Origin of the sequence: Kitasatospora sp. NPDC057518 (assembly GCF_042802075.1) — a bacterium.
Lineage (GTDB): Bacteria > Actinomycetota > Actinomycetes > Streptomycetales > Streptomycetaceae > Kitasatospora.
Genome location: NZ_JBHVEU010000161.1, coordinates 1 through 17,397 on the forward strand (window position 1 = coordinate 1; position 17,397 = coordinate 17,397).

General features: G+C 76.5%; 13 protein-coding genes. 4 read left to right on the top strand and 9 right to left on the bottom strand.

Going from position 1 to position 17,397, the window contains the following annotated elements:
* Positions 1 to 37 precede the first annotated feature (37 nt).
* Both ACFU7Z_RS18395 and ACFU7Z_RS18400 read right to left on the bottom strand, forming a co-directional pair.
* A complete protein-coding gene (locus ACFU7Z_RS18395; RefSeq protein WP_380778259.1) occupies positions 38 to 1,048 on the bottom strand; it encodes an Acg family FMN-binding oxidoreductase in 1,011 nt (336 codons plus the stop codon).
* A 210-nt stretch (positions 1,049 to 1,258) separates the two neighbouring features.
* On the bottom strand, positions 1,259 to 2,119 hold the full coding sequence (locus ACFU7Z_RS18400; protein ID WP_380778261.1) for a universal stress protein: 861 nt from the start codon (positions 2,117 to 2,119) through the stop codon (positions 1,259 to 1,261).
* Positions 2,120 to 2,508: 389 nt separating this feature from the next.
* On the opposite strand from ACFU7Z_RS18400, the gene ACFU7Z_RS18405 reads away from it, so the two are divergent.
* Positions 2,509 to 4,206, top strand: coding sequence for a GAF domain-containing protein (locus tag ACFU7Z_RS18405; protein ID WP_074003842.1), 1,698 nt, complete (start codon positions 2,509 to 2,511; stop codon positions 4,204 to 4,206).
* Between the two features lie 66 nt (positions 4,207 to 4,272).
* On the opposite strand, the gene ACFU7Z_RS18410 is transcribed toward ACFU7Z_RS18405, so the two are convergent.
* The gene (locus ACFU7Z_RS18410) at positions 4,273 to 5,112 is read right to left on the bottom strand and encodes an alpha/beta fold hydrolase (RefSeq protein ID WP_380778263.1); all 840 of its coding nucleotides are present in this window, start codon (positions 5,110 to 5,112) and stop codon (positions 4,273 to 4,275) included.
* Between the two features lie 38 nt (positions 5,113 to 5,150).
* Here ACFU7Z_RS18410 and ACFU7Z_RS18415 point away from each other — a divergent pair, with 38 nt between their 5' ends.
* On the top strand, positions 5,151 to 6,296 hold the full coding sequence (locus ACFU7Z_RS18415; protein ID WP_380778265.1) for a saccharopine dehydrogenase: 1,146 nt from the start codon (positions 5,151 to 5,153) through the stop codon (positions 6,294 to 6,296).
* Positions 6,293 to 6,874 (top strand): TetR/AcrR family transcriptional regulator, encoded by a 582-nt coding sequence (locus ACFU7Z_RS18420; RefSeq protein WP_049659243.1) that lies wholly within the window; start codon positions 6,293 to 6,295, stop codon positions 6,872 to 6,874. The genes ACFU7Z_RS18415 and ACFU7Z_RS18420 overlap by 4 nt, the downstream gene beginning before the upstream one ends.
* A 6-nt stretch (positions 6,875 to 6,880) precedes the next feature.
* Here ACFU7Z_RS18420 and ACFU7Z_RS18425 read toward each other — a convergent pair whose 3' ends face one another.
* The 4 genes from ACFU7Z_RS18425 to ctaD all read right to left on the bottom strand — a co-directional run bounded on the left by ACFU7Z_RS18425 (position 6,881) and on the right by ctaD (position 10,876).
* Positions 6,881 to 7,228, bottom strand: coding sequence for a pyridoxamine 5'-phosphate oxidase family protein (locus ACFU7Z_RS18425; RefSeq protein WP_380778275.1), 348 nt, complete (start codon positions 7,226 to 7,228; stop codon positions 6,881 to 6,883).
* Positions 7,229 to 7,520: 292 nt separating this feature from the next.
* Positions 7,521 to 8,240, bottom strand: coding sequence for a response regulator transcription factor (locus tag ACFU7Z_RS18430; RefSeq protein ID WP_074003716.1), 720 nt, complete (start codon positions 8,238 to 8,240; stop codon positions 7,521 to 7,523).
* Between the two features lie 158 nt (positions 8,241 to 8,398).
* A complete protein-coding gene (locus ACFU7Z_RS18435) occupies positions 8,399 to 8,932 on the bottom strand; it encodes a hypothetical protein (protein WP_074003717.1) in 534 nt (177 codons plus the stop codon).
* A gap of 117 nt (positions 8,933 to 9,049) precedes the next feature.
* Positions 9,050 to 10,876 carry a cytochrome c oxidase subunit I gene (ctaD, locus tag ACFU7Z_RS18440; protein ID WP_380778267.1) on the bottom strand — a complete coding sequence of 609 codons (1,827 nt, stop codon included), beginning with the start codon at positions 10,874 to 10,876 and terminating at the stop codon, positions 9,050 to 9,052.
* A gap of 576 nt (positions 10,877 to 11,452) precedes the next feature.
* On the opposite strand from ctaD, the gene ACFU7Z_RS18445 reads away from it, so the two are divergent.
* A complete protein-coding gene (locus ACFU7Z_RS18445) occupies positions 11,453 to 13,414 on the top strand; it encodes a BTAD domain-containing putative transcriptional regulator (RefSeq protein WP_380778269.1) in 1,962 nt (653 codons plus the stop codon).
* A gap of 16 nt (positions 13,415 to 13,430) precedes the next feature.
* On the opposite strand, the gene lanKC is transcribed toward ACFU7Z_RS18445, so the two are convergent.
* Both lanKC and ACFU7Z_RS18455 read right to left on the bottom strand, forming a co-directional pair.
* Positions 13,431 to 15,977, bottom strand: a complete 2,547-nt coding sequence (gene lanKC, locus ACFU7Z_RS18450) for a class III lanthionine synthetase LanKC (RefSeq protein ID WP_380778271.1) — start codon at positions 15,975 to 15,977, stop codon at positions 13,431 to 13,433.
* A gap of 67 nt (positions 15,978 to 16,044) precedes the next feature.
* Positions 16,045 to 17,265, bottom strand: a complete 1,221-nt coding sequence (locus ACFU7Z_RS18455; RefSeq protein ID WP_380778273.1) for an MFS transporter — start codon at positions 17,263 to 17,265, stop codon at positions 16,045 to 16,047.
* Positions 17,266 to 17,397 lie beyond the last annotated feature (132 nt).

Here is a 17,397-nt window from a genome sequence, read left to right on the forward strand (position 1 = left end):
CCCTTCCGGTCCGCGGGACACGCCCTACGTCATCGGCTCAGGAAGGCCGCTCCCCGAGCGTCTCCTCGACCGCCCGGCGCGGGGTGGCCGCCCCGGGCGGGCCGTAGCCGGCCCGCAGGACCAGCTGGACGTGGCCCGGCCCGGCGGCCGGGTCGCGCAGCGCCCAGCGGGTGTCCGGCCACTCGATCGCCTGGTGCCAGACCGTGAGCCGGACGCCGTGCAGCGTGGCCAGCAGCCAGACCCGCTCCAGCGCCTGCCCGGTGCGCAGCCAGTCCGGCGGGCCGTCGCCGCGGGTGGTGAGGGTGCACAGCTGGGGCAGCGCCTCGAAGCGCTGCGAGGGCGGCTGCTCGGGGGCCTCCGGCGGGCGGCCGCCGAACTCGCGCATCGGCACCCGGGCGTCGTGGTCCTGCGGGCCGAGCGCCGACCGCGGGATGCCGTCCTCGGCGGTGCCGTCGTCGGGCCGCAGCCAGGCGCGGGACTCGGCGGACCTGGCCGGGTCGGCGGCGTTGCGGCGCTCGGCGTCGGCGGTGAGCTCCTGCACCCGCCGTACGCCCTCCTCCTCCAGCGCGGCCAGGGTGACGCCCTCCTCCCGGGCGGCGGCCATCAACTCGCCGATCACCGCCTCGGGCACGTCGCGCTGGGTGAAGGGCTCGCGGCTGGAGTGCCGGGCGGCGATGGCGGGGTAGAGGTCGCGGCCGAAGGGCGCCTCCGCGACGGCCGGGCGGGAGAGGTCGAGCACGGCGAGCAGCCCGGGCTCGGCGACGTCCGGCAGCAGCCGGACCAGCGGTTCCCGGTCCAGCCGCCCGGCCGCCACCCGCAGGTTGAACACGGCCGCGCCGACCGCGATGTGCACGGCGGCGCCGGCCGGGTCGGCCAGCGGTACGGAACGATCGGTGTCGGCGTACACGGCGAGCCCGCGACCGTCCGGGGTCGGCACGAACCGCCAGGGCTGGCTGTTGTGCAGCGACGGCGCCGCGCCGCCGGCGGCGGCGAGCAGGCGCAGGTCGGCCGCGCTGAGCATCTGGGTGAGAGCCGGGTCGAGCGTCATGGCGATCCACTCCTTCAGCCGCTGGGCTTCGGCATCAACCGCGGGGTCAGGACGGGCCCGGAGGTCCCGCTGCTTCCGAGCGTGCGCGCCCGGCCGCGCGGACGACAGGGCCCTTGGGCCCGTCCTCACGACGGCCGGGCGGGGGGCCTTGGCGGGCAAAGGCCCGTCCGGTGGATCGGGACGGGGGCGGATCCACCGGACGGGCGTCCGTCACCCGTGCGGGACGACCGCGACGGGAGCCTCGGCGTGGTGCAGGACGGCGTGCGCGACCCGGCCGAGCCGGGGGCCGAACTCAATCGGGCGGCGGCCCCGGCCAACCACCACCAGGGCGGCGCCCGCGGAGGCCTCGACCAGGGCGCGGGCGGCCCCGAGCTGCACGTCCTCGACCACCTCGACGTCCGGGTACCGCTCGCGCGCTCCGGCCAGGGCGAGCGAGAGCAGCTCGGCCTCCAGCGCCTCCAGCTGGCCAAGCTCGGCGGCCGGGACGGCGCCGCCCGCGTAGCCGAACACCGGCGGCAGGTCCCAGCCGTGCACCGCCCGGACCCGGGCGCCGCGCAGGGCCGCCGCCCGGAAGGCGAAGTCCAGCACCTCCGGCTCCGGGGTGTGGGCGTCCACGCCGACCACCACCTCGCCCTTGCCGCTCTCGCCCGCCGTTCCGGCCTCGCGCACCACGACCAGCGGCACGGTGCTGCGCCCGGCCACCGAGATGCTGACCGAGCCCAGCAGCAGCCCGGTGAAGCCGCCGCGGCCGCGCGAGCCGAGCACCAGCAGCTCCGCCTCCGCGGCGGCGGCCAGCAGACCGTCCACCGGCGCGTCCAGGACGGCGTCGGTCTCCACGGTCAGGTCCGGGTGCAGGCCGCGGACGTCCTCGGCGGCCTCGGCCAGGGTGCGGCGGACGGCCTCGGGCAGGTCGTCCGACTCGGCGAAGGAGGACACCCCGTCGGTCAGCCACGGCCAGGCGTGCACCAGGCGCAGCGAGGCGCCCCGGCGCACCGCCTCGGCGGCGGCCCAGTGAACGGCCGCGGTGCTCTGCGGCGACCCGTCGACCCCGGCCAGCACGGTTGACGTCATGTCTCTTCCTCCACACTGTCGACACGCTGTCGACGCTCGGCGGTTCGGTGCGGGCCGCGGTGCGCTCTGACGCCCCGTCCGCTCCTCCCCCACCCTGGCACCCGCACACGGCCCGGCGGCAGAGGCCGCAGGACCCTCCGCGACGGGACGAAAGGCCCGCCCGACGGAGCCTACGGCCGACCCCGCCGTCCCGGCCACCGACACCGGGGCACTACCGTGAACACGGCAATCCCGCTGGTCGGACGGCACCCGAGTCGGGTCGGGCGGCGGGGGCCGTCCGGACGGTGGGCGGGGTGCGTCCGGACGGTGGACGGGCTGGTCAGGGCAGGACGACGAGGAGGACAGCGGTGGGCGGAGCGGACGGCGGCGCGGCGGGTGGCGGCGCGCGGATGCCACGGCTGCGCCTGGACGAGCTGCTGGAGGAGCTCCAGTGGCGGATCGACGCGGCGCGCGGCACGCAGAACCGGGTGCACAGCCTGTTGGAGGCGGTGCTGGCGGTCGGGCGTGAGCTGGACCTGGCGCAGGCGCTGCACCGGATCGTGGAGGCCGCCGCCGACCTGGTGGACGCCCGGTACGGGGCGCTCGGGGTGATCGGGCCGGACGGGCACACCCTGTCGCAGTTCCTGACGGTGGGCCTGAGCGAGGAGGAGATCGCCGAGATCGGCCCGCCGCCGTCGGGCCGGGGCATCCTGGGCGAGCTGATCCGCGAGCCGCGGCCGCTGCGCTGCCCGGTGCTGTCCGACCACCCGGCCTCGGCCGGCTTCCCGGCGAACCACCCGCCGATGCACACCTTCCTGGGGGTGCCGGTGCGGGTGCACGGCGAGGTGTTCGGCAACCTCTACCTGACCGACAAGCGCGGCGGGCTGGACTTCGACGAGGACGACGAGGCGGTGATCTCGACCCTGGCGGTCGCGGCCGGGGTGGCGATCGACAACGCCCGGCTGTACGAGGAGGCGCAGCTGCGCCAGCGCTGGCTGCGGGCGAGCACCGAGATCACCCGAAGCCTGCTGTCGGGGGCGCCGCGGCTGGAGGTGGTCGAGCTGATCGCCCGCCGGGCCCGGGAGATCTCCGGTGCCGAGCTGGCGGACGTCTCGGTGGCGCTGGCCGGCCCGGAGGAGCGGGCCGAGGAGCTGACGGTGGAGGTGGCGCTCGGCGCCGATCCCTCCGCGCGGCTGGGGGTGACGGTGCCGGTGGACGGCACGCTGTCCGGCGCCGCGTACGCCTCCGGTTCGCCGGCCACCAGTGACGAGCTGGCCTCCGACACCCGTTTCCCGGCCGGTCCGGCGGGCCGTTTCGACGGGCTGGGCGCGGCGGTGGCGGTGCCGCTGGGCACCGGTGCCGGGTACGGGCGGGGCGTGCTGCTGCTGGCCCGGGCGCAGGGGCAGCCGGCCTTCGGGCCGGAGGAGACGGGCCCGCTGCTGGGCTTCGCCGACCAGGCCGCGCTGGCCCTGGAGCTGGCCGAACGGCGGCGCGACGCCGAGCAGTTGAACCTGCTGGAGGACCGTGACCGGATCGCCCGGGATCTGCACGACCTGGCGATCCAGCGGCTGTTCGCGACCGGGATGACGCTGCAGAGCGCGGGCCGGCTGATCGAGAGCCAGGCCGCGGCGGACCGGGTGGCCCGGGCGGTGGCCGACCTGGACGAGACCATCAAGATCATCCGCTCGACCATCTTCGGCCTGCGCGCCCACAGCGAGCCGGACCGCGGCCTGCGCGCCCGGGCCACCCGGGTGGTCACCGAGGCCCAGGGGCCGCTCGGCTTCGCGCCCCGGCTGAGCATGGAGGGCCTGCTGGACACCGACGTGCCGCAGGAGCTGGCCGGGCACGTGGTCGCGGTCCTCGCCGAGGCGCTCAGCAACGCCGCCCGGCACGCCGGGGCGTCCCGGGTCGAGGTGACGCTGCGCGCGCTGGCCGGGCGGGTGGCGCTGACCGTGACGGACGACGGCGTCGGCGTGCCCGAGGGCGGGCGGCGCAGCGGGCTGCGCAACCTGGCCGAGCGCGCCGACCGGGTCGGCGGCTCGTTCACCGTCGACCCGGCCGAGGGCGGCGGCACCCGGCTGGCATGGGAGGCCCCGGTCGGGTCCTGAGGCCTGCTCGGACCGCGCGGCCTCCCTCGCCGCGCGGCGGCCGAGCCAGCGGCGGCCGCGGGGCGGTCAGCCCCGCAGGGCGCCCAGGAAGGCGAGCAGGTGGGCGTTGAACTCCGCCGGCCGCTCCATGTTCGGGTAGTGCCCGGTGCCCTCGACGGTCACCGCGCGGCCGTCGACGACGGTGCGGACGACCCGTTCGGCCAGGTTGACGTGGTCCGCCGAGTCGATGCCGCCGTTGATCGCCAGCAGCGGGACGGTGATCCCGGTCAGCCGCTTCCAGGTGTCGGTGACCGGCACCAGGTACTGGGGGTCGTCGGGGGTGTGCTTGGAAATGGTGTTCCGGGTCATCTCCTTGAGCCGGCGCACCACCTCCGGGTCGACCTCGTCCAAGCGGCGGTGCGGCCCGGAGGCGAGCCGGGTGAAGGAGTCGATCCAGCCCTCGCCGTCGCCCTCGGCGAGGGCCGCGGTCTGGTCGGCGGCGAGTTCGCCGAGCCACGGGTCGGTGAACTCGGACTCGCTGGTGCCGTTGCCGCTGATCACCAACGCGCGGACCAGCTCCGGGTGTTCGAGCGCCAGGTCGAGGGCGATCGTCCCGCCCATGGACAGCCCGATCACCGTCAGCGGGCCGAGGCCGAGGTGGCGCAGCAGGGCCGCCAGGTCGTCGGCGGGCCGGAACGGCCGGCTCGCGTTGTCGGAGGCGCCGTGGCCACGGGTGTCCAACGCGATCACCCGGTACGCGGGCAGCAGGGCGGGGAGCTGGTCCGCCCAGCTCCGGTGGTCCAGCAGGCCGCCGTGCAGCAGCACCAGCGGCTCGCCCGTACCGGCGTCGAGGTAGGCGAGGCGGCCGTGGCCGCTGTCGAAGAAGCACAGGTCATCGGTGGTACCGGTAACAGTGGATTCAGTCATGACGACAATTTTAGGTCGTGTGACCTATATTTGTCTCCATGAGCACCGAACCCGTTTCCGGCGGCATCCCCGTGCACCCCACCTTCCCCTCCGACCGCCTCCGTCACAACCCCGACGGCCCCGTCCTGCTGGTCGGCGGCTACGGCACTGTCGGCACCGAACTCGCCCGGCTCGCCTCCCCCGCCTGGCCGCTGCTGCTCACCGGCCGCTCCGAGCAGCGCGGCGGCGCCCTCGCCGCCGAACTGGACGACGCCACCGCCCGCCGCTGGGACCTCGCCGACCCCGAGCCGTTCACCGCCGCCGTACGGGCGGTGGTCGGGGTGGTCAACGACCCGGACGACCGGGTGCTGCGGGCCGCCGTCCGCGCGGGCGTCCCGTACGTGGACGTCACCCGCTGGACCGCCCGGCTCCAGCGGGCCGCCACGCTCGCCGCCCTGCTGCGCCCGACCGCCCCGGTGCTGCTCTCCTCGGCCTGGATGGGCGGGGTGACCAGCCTGGTCGCCGCCGCCCTGGCGGACCGGCTGGGCGGGGCCGAGCGGATCGAGACCGCCATCCGCTGGGACCTCGCGGACCGGGCCGGCGCCGACTCGGTCGAGTTCATGGACCGCCTGGGGCTCGACTACGAGGTGGTGCAGGACGGCCGGCGCCGCTCCGTCGTGCCGCTCAGCCGCCCGCGGACCGTCCGGATCGGCGACGCCCCGACGCTGGTCGCCGGGATCGACACCCCCGAGCAGTTCACCCTCCCGCTCACCCTGGGCACCACCACCGCCGCCACCCGGATCGGCTTCAGCTCGCGCTCCTCCACCACCGCCCTGCTCGCGGCCCGGCACGCCGGCTTCTTCCGCTGGGGCCGCGGCGACCGGTGGGAGCCGGCCCGCCGCGCCCTGCTCTACTCCCCCGGCGAGGGCGGCACCGCCCTGCTGCGCACCGACGTCACCTCCGGCGGACGCACCCTCACCGCCACCGTCGAGGACCGGGCCGGCCAGGCCAGACTCACCGCCGTCGGCGCCCTGCTGGCGCTGCGCCGGGCGCTCGGCACGGACGGCGCCCCGCCGCCCGCCGGGGTGGCCTTCCCGGAGCAGACCCCGCGCCCCGGGCGGGTGCTGGAGGACCTGGCGGCCCTCGGCGTCACCGTCACGGTCACCGCGGCGGACGGAGCGCGCGGCACGGAGGCAGCGGCATGAGCAGCGTCCGGGGCCTGAGCGGCAAGGGTGCCCAGAAGCGGGAGCAACTGCTGGACACGGCGGAGGAGTTGCTGGTCACCACGGGCAGCGGCGAGCTGTCCATGCGGGCGGTGGCCGCCGCCGCGGGCGTCCGTCTCGGGCACCTCCAGCACTACTTCCCGACCCACGCCGAGCTGGTGGCCGCCGTGCTGGAGCGCGTCCTCGCCCGCTCGGTGGAACGGCTCGCGCCGCTACTCGACCCGGGCCGCGACGAGGACGCCCTGCTCCGCGAACTGCTCGCCGAGCAGCAGGACATGCGCCTGGTCCGCCTGTTCGCCGAACTGTGGGCGCTGGCCGCCCGCGACCCCTCGGTGGCCGCCGCCGTCCGGGCCTTCTACGACCGCTACCAGGAGCTGGTCGCCTGCTTCCTCGCCGAACGCCGCCCGGCCCTGACGGAGGAGGAACGGCGGTCCCGCGCCCGGGTGTTCGTGATGCTGATCGAGGGCGCCTCGCTCTTCCGCTCCGGCCTGGCCGGCACCGCGGACGCGGCGGCGGACGCCGAACTCCTGCGCACCGCCGGGGCGTTGCTGGGTCCGTAGGCCCTTTCAGGCCAGGCAGCGGCCGATGACGAGTTCCGGGCGGATACGGATGCGGACCGTGCCGCCCGGGTCGGCCGCCCTGGTGGCCGGGCGGACCTGGGCGCGGCCGAGGACGGTGACGAACCAGCCGGAGCCGTCCCGGCCGTCCACCTCGTCGGCCTCGAAGGCGATCACGGCGCCGTCCACCGCCCGGGCCAGTTCGGAGCCGGCCGGGGCCGAGAGCAGCACGCCGCCGGGGGCCAGCCGGAACGGCACCGGCAGGACGGCCGGGAGGGCGTCGACGGTGTAGACCACCCGGCCGACGTCGGCCCGGGCCAGCAGCTCCAGCGACCGCTTCCGGTCGAGTTCGCGCAGTTCCGGAAGGTCGGGACGGTCGGCCGGGACGGGGCGATCGTGCGGGACGGGCCGGGGGGACGGGACGGGCCGGGGGGACGGGACGGGCCGGGGAGACGGGACGGGCCGGGGAGACGGGACGTGGTCGCGGTTCATGCGAGCGATGCTCGCCCGGGCCCGGGCCGGGCCGCGAGGGCCGATGGTCCCGGCGGGGCCCGGCGAGGGCCCCGCCCGGCGGGCCGTCGGCCCCGGGCCCCACGGCCCACGGCCCCGCCCGACAGGACCCGGAGGACCCGCCGGGCAGGGCCCGGGGTCAGTACCGGCCGGAGCGCAGCACGGAGGGCTGCGGGGCGGCGGAGGCCTGGCGCAGCTCGGTGGCGATCAGGGCGGCCTGCACCCGGCGCTCGACGCCGAGCTTGGCGAGCAGCCGCGAGACGTGGTTCTTGACGGTCTTCTCGGCGAGGTAGAGCCGCTCGCCGATCTGCCGGTTGGTCAGGCCCTCGCCGATGAGTTCGAGGACCTCCTGCTCGCGCACGGTCAGGCCCGGTCCGGTGGTGACCGGCTGGGCGGGCTCGGCGTCGCTGCGCAGGCGGTTCAGCAACCGGGTCGCGGCGCCGGGGTCGAGCATCGAGCGCCCGGAGGCGACGGTGCGGACGGCGGCGACCAGGTCGGTCCCGCTGATCTGCTTGAGCACGTACCCGGCGGCGCCCGCCATCACGGCGTCCAGCAGCGCCTCCTCGTCGTCGAAGGAGGTCAGCATCAGGCAGGCCAGCCCGGGCATCCGCGAGCGCAGCTCACGGCAGACCGAGACGCCGTCGCCGTCGCCCAGCCGGACGTCCAGCACGGCCACGTCGGGCCGCAGGGCCGGCACCCGGACGAGCGCCTGCTCGGCCGTCGCCGCCTCGCCGACCACCTCCAGGTCCGGCTCGCCGTCCAGCAGGTCGTGCACCCCGCGGCGCACCACCTCGTGGTCGTCCAGCAGGAACACCCGGACCGGTGCCGAGGCCTCGGCACCCTCCGTCTTGGTCGCCATCACGCGGCTCCACCTTCGTCACCCCCGCACACTCCCAGCGGGGCCCAGGGCATCATCCCCCCGCGACCGGCCGCGGGCCCAGGGCCCAACGGCCCCATTCGGACCGGGCCGCAGGACCCGTACGGGCCCCGACCCCGACCGGGCCGGTCCGGGCGCCCTCAGCGCCCCTGCCGCCGGACGTTCCCCAGCCCCATCAGCAGGAAGGCGAGCGCGACGCCCGCGCCGCTGACCGCCGCGAGCACGACCCGGGGCACGACCTCGCCGCCGCCGGACAGCAGGATGGCCGCCGCTCCGAGCAGGGCGACGGCCGCACCGACCACCAGCCAGCCCGCCAGGGCCAGCGCCGGCGGCCGGTTGGAGCGCGGGGCGGGCCCCGCGTCCAGGGCGGCCCAGCGGACCGCCGTCTCCCGTACCTCCCGGCGGCGGTCCACCAGGGCCCGCACCCGCAGCGCCGCGCCGCCCACCAGTCCGGCGAGCGCGATCTGGGCGGCGGGCCGCCAGTCCGACAGGACGAGCAGCAGCCCGCCCGCGAGCGCGAGCCCGGCCCACCAGAGCACGCAGGCCGCGGCGGCCGTACGGGTGGAGCGGGGCCGGTCGGCGCCGGCCTGGAGGTCGGCGATGGCGGGCAGGTACCAGACACAGCCGCTCGCGGTGAGGGCGGCGGTGCCGATGGCGAGAACGGTGTGGTTCACGACCCGGCCTTCCTGGTCACGAAGGGGTGAGGAGGGTGAGGAGCGGAGCGGACGGGGCCGTCCCCGCCCGCCCGGGGGCAGCGACGCGGGCGGGGACGGCGTTCGGGGGGAGCGGACTCAGCCGTCCGAGGAGGGCGAGTCGGTGGAGGCGGACGCCACCCGCGCCCGGTCGGCCCGGCTCAGCGGCCGGTCGTACTTCGCCGGCTCCACGTCGCCCAGGTGCGTGGCGGGCTTGCCGCTGTGCTCCAGGACGTCCCGGGCCGCGATGTCCGGGTGGTGGAGGTCGAAGGCCGGGGATTCGGAGCGGATCCGCGGCAGCTTGACGAAGTTGTGCCGCGGCGGCGGGCAGGAGGTCGCCCACTCCAGCGAGCGGCCCCAGCCCCACGGGTCGTCCTCGGTGACCTTCTCGCCGTACTTGGCGGTCTTCCAGACGTTGTAGAGGAACGGCAGGATCGACAGGCCGAGCAGGAACGAGCCGATGGTGGAGACGGTGTTCAGGGTGGTGAAGCCGTCCGAGGCCAGGTAGTCGGCGTAGCGGCGCGGCATGCCCTGGGCGCCCAGCCAGTGCTGGACAAGGAAGGTCGCGTGGAAGCCGACGGTCAGGGTCCAGAAGGTGATCCGGCCGAGCCGCTCGTCGAGCTTCTTGCCGGTCATCTTCGGCCACCAGAAGTGGAAGCCGGCGAACATCGCGTAGACCACGGTGCCGAACAGCGTGTAGTGGAAGTGCGCGACCACGAAGTACGAGTCGGAGACGTGGAAGTCGATCGGCGGGGCCGCGAGCAGCACGCCGGTCAGGCCGCCGAAGAGGAAGGTGACCAGGAAGCCGACCGTCCAGAGCATCGGGGTCTCGAAACTCAGTGAGCCCCTCCACATGGTGCCGACCCAGTTGAAGAACTTCACCCCGGTCGGGACGGCGATCAGGAAGGTCATGAAGGAGAAGAACGGCAGCAGGACCTGCCCGGTGACGTACATGTGGTGCGCCCACACCGTCACCGACAGGCCGGCGATCGCGATGGTGGCCGCGATCAGGCCCGAGTAGCCGAACATCGGCTTGCGGCTGAAGACCGGGATGACCTCCGAGACGATGCCGAAGAACGGCAGCGCCAGGATGTACACCTCGGGATGGCCGAAGAACCAGAACAGGTGTTGCCAGAGCATCGCCCCGCCGTTGGCCGGGTCGAAGACGTGCGAGCCGAACTTGCGGTCGCACTCCAGCGCCAGCAGTGCGGCGGCCAGCACCGGGAAGACCAGCAGCACCAGCACCGAGGTGAGCAGCACGTTCCAGCAGAAGATGGACATCCGGAACATGGTCATTCCGGGCGCACGCATGCAGATGATGGTGGTGATGAAGTTGACGGCGCCGAAGATGCTGCCGAAGCCGGACAGCGTCACGCCCATGATCCACATGTCGGCGCCGACGCCGGGCGAGTGGATCGCGTCGGACAGCGGCGCGTAGAGGAACCAGCCGAAGTCGGCGGCGCCCTGCGGGGTCGCGAAGCCGGCCGCGGCGATCAGCGAGCCGAACATGAACAGCCAGTAGGACAGCATGTTCAGCCGCGGGAAGGCGACGTCCGGCGCGCCGAGCTGGAGCGGCATGATCCAGTTGGCGAAGCCGGTGAACAGCGGCATCGCGAACAGCAGCAGCATCACCGAGCCGTGCATGGTGAACGCCTGGTTGAACTGCTCGTTGGAGAGGATCTGCGTTCCGGGCCGGGCGAGTTCGGCGCGCATGACCAGGGCGAGGATGCCGCCGATCAGGAAGAACGCGAACGAGGACACCAGGTACATGGTGCCGATCGTCTTGTGGTCGGTGGTGGTCAGCAGTCTGACCAGGGCCGAACCGGGCCTCCTGGCCCTGACCGCCCCTGCGGGGAGGGTCGTCGGCGGTGAGGTGGGGTCGCCCTGTGCCTGGGTGGCGCTCAAGGACGCACTCCTTCGGAACATCGTGCGAATGGGTGGCGCTCCATGATCCGAACAGGCCGCCTCCGCACCCCAGGGCCCTTCGGCCCGCCCGTCCGGGGCCGCTGGGCCCGAGTTCCCGGCCCCCGACCGGGACCTCCCGACCGCGCGACCGGGACCTCCTGTCCGCTCGCCCACCGCCTGCCGTCCGCTCGCCCGCGGCCTCCTGACCGGCCGTCGGGCCGCCTCCCGCGACCGCGCCGCCCGCTCGGGCCACGCTCGCCGCGGCGCTGAGCCCCGGTCGAGAACCGCCGGAACGCGCCCCTCCCCGGCGCCCCGCGCACCCGTCCGGCGGCGCCCCGCGCGCCGTCCGTCCGCCCGGTCCGGCCGGCCCCCGCCACCCGGCCCGACCTGCCGGAACGCCGTCCGCACAGTCGTACGAAACCCCCCGTCGATCCCACCTTCCGGCACCCCGGTTGTGCGGCCGATGTGACCGAAGCCGGTCGATTCCGTGGCCTTCAGCGCCGATCGGCCGTCAAGTAGCCTGCGCCCACCACCGCACGGCCCCCACCACCTGCTACACCGCCGCACTGCCGCCGCCCACGCCCCGGAGGTACGCCGATGCCCCTGGCCCAGCCCGCCACCCCCACCCGGCTGCGCTTCGCCGTCCTCGGCCCGCTCACCGGCGAGGCCGGCGGCCGCCCGCTGGCCCTCGGCCCGCTGAAGCAGCGGCTGGTCCTGGCCGTCCTGCTGAGCCGCGCCAACACCGCCGTCCCGGTCGACCTGCTCACCGACGCGGTCTGGCCCGAGGAGCCGCCGCGCACCGCCCGGAAGAACCTCCAGGTCTACATCTGCACCCTGCGCACCCTGCTCGGCCGCGAGGAGGGGCCCGACCGGCTGTCGCACTCGGCGGCCGGCTACCTGCTGCGGGTCGCCGAGCCCGAGCTGGACCTGCTCCGGTTCCGGGCCCTCGCCCGGGCCGGCCGGGCCGCCGCCGACGGCGGTGCGCTCGCCCCCGCCGCCCGGCTGCTGCGCCAGGCCCTCGACCTCTGGCAGGGCCCGCCGCTCGCCGACCTGCGCCGCTCCCCCGCCGTCGCGGCGGAGGCCGACCGACTGGAGGCCCGCTGCCTGGGCGTCCACGAGGACTGGGCGGAGACCGAGTTGGAGCTCGGCAACGCCGGCGCCGTCGCCGAGGACCTGGCCGAACTCGCCGAGCGCCACCCGCTGCGCGAACGCCTCCAGGCCGCCCGGATGAACGCCCTCCACCTCTCCGGCCGACAGGCCGAGGCGCTCGCCGTCTACGACACCCACCGCCAGCTGCTCGCGCGCGAGTTGGGCCTGGAGCCGAGCCCCGCGCTGACCGCCCGCTACCGCGAACTGCTGGCCCGCGGCCGCTCCCTGCCCACCGCCGCCCGCCCGGACCGCGGCACCGGCCCGGGCGGCTCCCTGCTGCCCGCCGACACCGCCGACTTCACCGGAAGAACCGACGAACTACGCCAGCTCGTCGACGAGTTGGGCTCCGGCGGCGGACGTGTCGCGGTGCTCACCGGCCCGGCCGGCAGCGGCAAGACCGCGCTCGCCGTACACGCCGGCCACCTGCTCGCCGACCGCTTCCCGGACGGCCGGGTACTGGTCCGGTTGCGCACCGAGGACGGCGCCGCCCGCCCGCTGCCCGAGGTGCTCGCCGAACTCGCCGCCCTCACCGGCCGCCCGGGCGCCGCACCGGCCGCGGCCGACCGGACCGCCCCCGGCCCCGCCGACCCGGCCCAGCCCGACACCGCCCGGGCCGACACCGCCCCGGCCGACATCGCCCGGGCCGCCGCGCTCTGGCGCGCCTCGCTCGCCGGCCGCCGCCTGCTGCTGGTCCTGGACGACGCCCCCGGCGAGGCCGTGGTCCGCGAGCTGCTGCCGGGCTTCGGCCCGAGCGCCGTCCTGGTCACCTCCCGCGGCCAGCTGGCCGGCCTCGCCTCGGTGCGCCGCATCGCCGTCCCGCCGCTCGCCCCCGCCGAGGCCCTGGACCTGCTCGGCCGCATCGTCGGCACCGGACGCACCGGCGCCGACCGCGCCGCCGCCGCCCGGATCGCGGCCGCCTGCGGGCTGCTGCCGCTCGCCGTACGGGTCGCGGGCACCCGGCTGGCCGTGCTGCGCCACCTCCCGCTGGCCGAGTACGCGGCCCGGCTGGAGGACCCGGCGGGCGCCCTGGACGAACTGGTCGCCGGGGACGTCACCGTCCGGGCCCGGCTGGACTCCGGCTGGCGCGACCTCACCGACCAGGGCCGGCTCGCCCTGGCCCGGCTCGCCGCCCTGCCGCTCGCCCTGCTCTTCACCCTCCCGGAGGCCGCCGCCGCCCTCGGCCGGCCCGAGCGGCTCGCCCTGCGCACCCTGGAGGCGCTCACCGACACCGGGGCGGTCACCTCCCCCACCGGCGAGGTCACCGCCCACGCCGCGCTGTACGCCCTGCCCCGGCTCACCCATCTGCACGCCCGGGAGCGGGCGGTGCGGACCGTCGTCGGGGCGCCGCAGACCGTCGGGGCACCGCAGACCGCCGTCGCGGCGCCCGCTCTGTCCCCGGAACCCGTGTGACAGCCCCGGGCCCCGCTCACCCCAGGGTCAGCAGGTCCAGCACGTCCGCCCGCTCCGCCCCGCGCCCCTCCGTCAGCCCGGACAGCGCCAGCAGCACCCCGGCCGCCCCCGTGTGCAGGTCCGCCGAGAAGCGCCGCAGCCGCATCCCCGGCACCAGCAGCCCCTCCGGCCGGGCCACCAGGTGCCACTGGAGCCGGCCCACCTGGCCGAGCACCGCCTCCCGGGCCGGCGCCCCGCCCAGCCGGTCCAGCGCCAGCGTCAGCCCGATCCGGCCCCGGAACAGCCCCGGCTCCCGGATGAACCCGGGTGCGCAGACCTTCCGCACGTCGGCCAGGAAGGCCTCCCCGCCCGGCAGTTCGCCGTGCTCCAGGTACTCCCGCAGCACCAGCGCGATCCCGCTGCTGCCCCGGTCCAGGTAGGCCAGCCTGCGCCCGGCCTCCAGTACCTGCGCGGACCCGTCGGGCACCCGGACGCACCGTGCCACCGCCCGCTCCAGCGCCACCCGCCCGGAGTCCAGCAGCCACCGCTCCCCGGTCCGCCGGTACAGCCGCAGCTGGAGCAGCGCGACGCCCGCCAGCCCGTACAGCAGCCCGGCGGCCGCGGGCTCGTCCAGCCCGGGCACCGGCCCGCCGCCCAGCACCGCGGCCAACTCCCGTGCGTCGTCCAGCGCGTGGGCCAACTCCCGGGGGCTGTCCAGCGCGTCCGCCAGCCGCAGCCGGGCCAGCGCCGCGCCGGCCCGGCCGCCGAACAGGCCCGCCGCGCGCGCCGGGAGGGCCGTACGGGCGCGCCCGGCCAGCTCCTCGGCCGCCTCCGTCCGGCCGATCCGGGCCAGCGCCAGCGCGATGCCGAGCGGCCCGTCGTACAGCCCGCCGGCGGCCGGGCGGTCGGCCCGCCGGCGCACCGCCGCGACCAGCCAGTCCGCGTACTCCTGCGGCCAGTCGGCCCCGGCGCGGTGCAGCGCGTACAGCACCCCGGCCGCGCCGTGCGATACGCCCGTCCCGCCGTCGGCGAAGCCTGCCACGTCCCCGGGGAAGAGCCGGTCCGGGCGGTCCGGGGTGGCGCCCGCGTGGATGCCCGCGACCAGCTCCCGGCACACCGGGTCGAGCGAGGGCCCGGCCAGCAGCTCCCGGCCGCGCCGCTCGCTCGCCGACTCCACCCGTGCCACCGCCGCGGGCCGCACCGGCCCCTCCTCCGGTCCCAGTCCGAACCACTCCCGCGCCCGCCGTTCCAGCGCCGGGAGCTTGCCCGGGTCGCAGTCGGCGAGCTCCATCACCGGCATCAGCAGCATCAGCCAGGTGGCCCACAGCAGGTAGCGGTCGGCCTCGGCGCCGCCCAGACCGGGCGGGACGTGCTGCCCGGCGGCGCCGGCCGTCGGCACCCGCCGGTCGTCCAGCTCGGCCGCGTACTCGAAGTCCACCAGCACCACCGACCCGTCCGGCCGGAGCACCACGTTGGCCGGGTGGAGGTCCCCGAACCGCACGCCCCGCGCGTGCAGGGCGTCGAGCGCCTCCGCCAGCCCGTCCACCACCCCGCCCACCCACCGCGCGTACGCGGCGCGCTGCTCGGCGGTGCAGTTCTGGTGCACCAACGGGTAGCGCCGGATCGCCTCGGCGAACAGCTGGACGCCCTCGATGTGCTCCTGCACCAGGAAGGTGTGCTCCCACACCGTGCGCACCTCGTGCAGCCGGGGCACGCACGCCAGCCCGGCCAGCCGCTCCAGCGCCCACCGCTCGCGCCGCAGCCGGGTCAGGGCGTCCGCCCCGGTGCCGTCCAGCCCGGCGTACGGGCGGGCCTCGCGCAGCACCACCCGCTCGCCCGTGCCGTGCTTCTCGGCCAGGTAGATCCCGCCCGCGTTGGAGACCTGGAGCACCTCGACGATCCGGTACGGCAGCTCCCCGCCAGCCGCCTCCCGAGCGGCCAGGTGCGAGCGCAGCGCCGCCGGCGGCTCGACCCAGGCGGGCAGCCGGAAGGCCGGCTCGCGCGGGTCCGGCACCAGCGCGCCGGACGGGTCCCGCAGGGCCGGGACGGTCCTGCCCTCCGCGTCCCGGCACCACAGCTCGACGAAGGCCCCGTAGCGGGCGTACACCGGGGCGTCGCCGATCCGCAGGTCGGTGAGCACGTACGGCCCGGGGAAGCCCGCCAGCGCCTCGGCCAACTCCTCCGCCAAGGAGACGAATTCACCGTCCGTGGCCGGGTAGACGGTGACGAACTTGCCGCTGCCGCCGCGCCCCGCGTACTTGCCGTTGGCCACCCGCAGCGCCACCGGGCTGCGCAGGAACTTGAACGCCACCCGGCGGGCGGTGCAGATCCCCGCGACGACGGCCAGCGTCCGCTCGGCGCCGTCCTGCGCCGCCGACACGTGCAGCTTCCAGCCCTGCTCGGGCAGGTGGCCGCCGTCGGGCCGCAGCACCGTCCACAGCCCGCGCTGCTCCCGCCGCCAGCCCTCGGGCGGCTCGCCGAGGCCCAGCGGGTAGCGGCTGTCCCCGTCCCGCAGCCGTCCGGGGGTGTCGTAGTACGTCGGGTCGGCGAGGCAGTAGAGCTGGGTCTCGTGGACGTCGGCCATCGTGGGCCTCCTGTTCCGAAGTCTTCCGGGTCGTCCGGGAGCGGGCGGTGCGTCGGCGGGCGGCGCGTCAGACGGCGGGGCTGAGCACCGGTCCGCGCCGGACCGGCGGCGCCCAGGTGACCACGGCCGCGCAGAGCGCGATGGCGAGGGCCAGCAGGGCGAAGGTCCGGGTGCCGCCGAGCGAGCCGAGCAGGACGCCGCCGACCAGCGGGCCGAAGGGCTGGACCAGGGTGGACAGGAAGCCGGCCGCGCTCTGCACCCGGCCGATCCGGTCGGGCGGCGCGGCGGTCAGCATGCCGGAGACGAAGCCGATGCTGGCGACGGTGGACAGGCACATGCAGACGGCGCAGAGCAGTCCGATCACCAGCGGGGCCCTGGTCAGCACCAGCACCCCGGCGGTGAGCGCGCAGGCCCAGCAGGCGAGCGCGACCAGGCTGCCGTCGCGGGCCCGGGCGGCGAGCCTCGGGGCGAGCAGCGCCCCGGCCAGGGCGCCGGCCGCGGTGCAGGAGACGACGGTGCCGCCGCCGAGGCCGGAGCGGCCGCCGTCGGAGGCGACGGCCAGGGTGGTGAACATCAGCGCGCTGAACGCGAAGTTCATCCCGAGGCCGAAGACCAGCAGCAGGGTGCGCAGGTAGGGCCGGTGCCAGACGAAGGCCAGTCCGGCGGTCAGTTCGGCCCGGCTGAACGCCGGTCCGCCCGTCGTGGCGGGCTTCGCGCGGGTCCGGATCAGCGCCACGCAGACGGTGGACAGCAGCAGGCCGACGCCCTCGGCGAGGAACGGCAGCACCGGGTGCCAGGCGAACAGCGCCCCGCCGCCGAGCGGTCCGGCCAGCCGGGCGGCGGCGCCGCGCGCCTGCATCCGGGAGGAGGCCTCGCGGGCCTGCCCGGTGGGCACCACCGCGCGCAGCAGGGCGCCGGCGGCCGGCCCGTAGACGCTGGAGATCAGCGCCCCGGCGGCGGCGACCAGCAGGACCAGCGGCAGCGGGGTGTGCCCGCGCAGCACCGCGACGACCAGGGCGGCGACCGCGAGCAGGCCGAGGACGTCGCAGATCCGCATCAGCCGGCGCCGCTCGATCCGGTCGGCGAGCACCCCGCCGGGCAGCGTGGTGATCAGCAGCGCGCCGACCGAGACGGTGCCGATGGCGCCCGCCCGGGCCGCCGACCCGGTCTCCCGCAGGACCAGCAACGGCAGGGCGATCGAGGCGAGTTGGGAGCCGAGGGAGGCCAGCAGGCCGCCGGCCCAGAGCAGCCGGAAGTCCCGGTTGCGGGAGAGCGGGGTGGGGTCCATGGCCGTCCTCCGTGGTCGGCGGGGCACCCGGGGGTGCGGATCGGGCCGGGGCGGCCCCCACTCCGCGGGGCCCCCCCCGAAGCCAATCGGTTTCCCAATTCCCGGGACCCGTGAAACAAAGACCGGGCACCC

Bases quoted from the DNA above. Each gene is read 5' to 3' on its own strand.
- ACFU7Z_RS18445 (WP_380778269.1), top strand. From the start codon at position 11,453: ATGCCCCTGGCCCAGCCCGCCACCCCCACCCGGCTGCGCTTCGCCGTC.
- ACFU7Z_RS18400 (WP_380778261.1), bottom strand. From the start codon at position 2,119: ATGACGTCAACCGTGCTGGCCGGGGTCGACGGGTCGCCGCAGAGCACC.
- ctaD (WP_380778267.1), bottom strand. From the start codon at position 10,876: ATGTTCCGAAGGAGTGCGTCCTTGAGCGCCACCCAGGCACAGGGCGAC.
- lanKC (WP_380778271.1), bottom strand. From the start codon at position 15,977: ATGGCCGACGTCCACGAGACCCAGCTCTACTGCCTCGCCGACCCGACG.
- ACFU7Z_RS18430 (WP_074003716.1), bottom strand. From the start codon at position 8,240: ATGGCGACCAAGACGGAGGGTGCCGAGGCCTCGGCACCGGTCCGGGTG.
- ACFU7Z_RS18420 (WP_049659243.1), top strand. From the start codon at position 6,293: ATGAGCAGCGTCCGGGGCCTGAGCGGCAAGGGTGCCCAGAAGCGGGAG.
- ACFU7Z_RS18395 (WP_380778259.1), bottom strand. From the start codon at position 1,048: ATGACGCTCGACCCGGCTCTCACCCAGATGCTCAGCGCGGCCGACCTG.
- ACFU7Z_RS18455 (WP_380778273.1), bottom strand. From the start codon at position 17,265: ATGGACCCCACCCCGCTCTCCCGCAACCGGGACTTCCGGCTGCTCTGG.
- ACFU7Z_RS18410 (WP_380778263.1), bottom strand. From the start codon at position 5,112: ATGACTGAATCCACTGTTACCGGTACCACCGATGACCTGTGCTTCTTC.
- ACFU7Z_RS18415 (WP_380778265.1), top strand. From the start codon at position 5,151: ATGAGCACCGAACCCGTTTCCGGCGGCATCCCCGTGCACCCCACCTTC.
- ACFU7Z_RS18405 (WP_074003842.1), top strand. From the start codon at position 2,509: ATGCCACGGCTGCGCCTGGACGAGCTGCTGGAGGAGCTCCAGTGGCGG.